At 70.5% G+C, this 2375-nt stretch carries 1 pseudogene; it reads right to left on the reverse strand.

The window, feature by feature from the left end:
• Positions 1-2375: pseudogene (locus tag EOA13_RS39515) on the reverse strand (autotransporter outer membrane beta-barrel domain-containing protein); the annotation flags it as partial.

Genomic DNA, 2375 nt, shown 5'->3' on the forward strand with positions numbered 1-2375 from the left:
CGCTGAGGCCGATCGACTGCGCGAGGGGCCCGACCGCCTGGTCGCCCCCGGTGATGGTCGCGCCGTGGCGCGTCACCAGAACGTCGCCGCCGGCGCCGCCGCCGCCGCCCACGCCACCGACGGAGGCGCTGATCTGGTTGCCGTTCTCGCCGAGGCTGAGGCTGGTGGTGACGCTGAGGCCACCATTGCCGCCGCCACCGCCCACCGACTGCGCCAGCACGCCGAAGGCCTTGATCCCGGTGGTCTGGATGATGCCGGTCGAGTCGACCGTGACGTTTCTGCCGTCGCCGGCCGAGCCACCGAGGCCGCCCAGTGAAGCCGAAATCGCCGCCTTGGTGCCCTGCCCCTTGCCGAGCGTACCGTTGACGGCCGCCGCGAACGAGAAGCCGCCGCTGCCGCCGCCGCCGCCGACCGATTGCGCGAAGATGCCGTTGGCGCCATTGCCTTCGGTCAGGATGTTGTCGACCGAGGTGACGGTGACGGCCTCGCCGTTGCCGGCGCCGGCGCCGAAGCCGCCGATGGAAATGCCGATGGCAGCCTTGGCGTTCGGACCGGTGACCGAGAGCGCGCCGGAGAAACCGCCATTGCCGCCGCCGCCGCCGACCGATTGCGCCATGATACCGTTCGCATCGCCACCCCTGGTGTGGATGGTCGCATTGTTGTTGGCGAGCGTGGTACCGACATTGCTGTTGACGATGACCGCGCCGGCATCCTTGCCGAGACCGCCAAAGCCGCCAATGCTGACACTGGCGCCGCCGGCGCCGTCGACCGTCATGTTGCCGGCGATGGAGAAGCCGCCATTGCCGCCGCCACCACCGATCGACTGTGCCAGGATGCCGTTCGAAAGATCGCCGGTGGTGTCGATCGTGCCGGTGTTGTTGACGGTGACCAGCCTGGAAATGCCGCCGCTGCCGCCCTTGCCGCCAACGGACACCGAGGCGCTGCCTTGCTTGCCGGCCCCAGACAACGTCACGACCGCGCCGCCATTGCCGCCGCCGCCGCCGACCGACTGCGCGAGGATGCCGTTCGAATTGGCTTTGATGGTGACGATGTTGCCGATGGAGGTGGCCGTGACGACATCGCCGTCGCCGCCACCGCCGCCAGTACCACCGACACCGACGCCGATCGCGCCGCCATCGCCGACGATGGCAAGGGCGCCCGTGAAGCCGCCATTGCCGCCGCCGCCGCCCACCGACTGCGCCAGGATGCCGTCGGCCTTGCCGCCTTCGGTGCGCAGATTGCCGGCGCTGGTGACGGTAACCGATTTTGCATCGCCGCCGGCGCCGCCACCGCCGCCGAGAGCCACCGACAGACTGCCCGTGCCGCCCAGGCTGCCGGAGACCGCGAAGCCGCCATTGCCGCCGCCACCGCCGACCGATTGCGCGAAGATGGCATGCGAGCCATCGCCATCGGTCTCGATATTGCCGTGGCTGTCGACGGTGACGATGTTGGCGTCGCCGCCGCTGGCCCCCGAACCGCCGACACCGACGCTGCCGGCAAGGTCCTTGCTGCCGGAGAGCGCGATTGCGAAGCCGCCATTGCCGCCGCCGCCGCCGACGGACTGAGCCAGGATGCCGAAGGAGTCTTTTCCGCTGGTCAGGATGTTGTTGTAGCTGGTGACAGCGACCGTGCCGGCATTCGACGCCGCTCCGCCGCTGCCGCCGACGCTGACGCCCAATCCGCCGCCGCCCAGCCCGATGCCGAGACTGCCGGCGAAGCCGCCGGAGCCGCCGCCGCCGCCGACCGATTGCGCGAAGATGCCGGACGAGTTGTCGCCCTGGGTCCAGATCGTCGCGGCGGTGCCGGCAGGCGCCTGCAACACCGGCTGGCCGTTCAAGGCAACGCTATAGCTGTTGACGGTCACATTGCCGGCGATCGAGCCGGTCGCGCCCGCGCCGCCAATACCGACGCCGATGCCGGCATTGCCGGTCGTGGCCGAACCGGCGACGGCGAAACCGCCATTGCCGCCGCCGCCGCCGATCGACTGTGCCAGAATGCCGTTGGAGAATTTGCCCGTCGTGGCGATGGTGCCGGTACTGGTCACCGTCACCGCCTTGCCGACGCCGCCAATGCCGCCCTTGCCGCCGATCGCCACCGATGCCGTCGCTGCATCCGGATCGCCGAGCGCGCCGCTGACGGCCACGCTGAAGCCGCCATTGCCGCCGCCGCCACCGATCGACTGCGCGATGATGCCGGACGAATTGTCGAAATTGGTCGAGATGTTGCCCGTCGAGGTGACGGTGACGATGTCGGCGCTGCCGCCGCCGGCGCCCTTGCCGCCAAGCGCCACGCCGACCGCGATCGACTTGCCGCCGCCGAGTGCGCCGGCAAAGCCGCCATTGCCGCCGCCGCCGCCGACCGATTGCGCCAGGATG

The sequence above is a fragment of the Mesorhizobium sp. M7A.F.Ca.US.011.01.1.1 genome (genome assembly GCF_003998295.1).
In the GTDB taxonomy this organism is placed as follows: Bacteria; Pseudomonadota; Alphaproteobacteria; order Rhizobiales; family Rhizobiaceae; genus Mesorhizobium.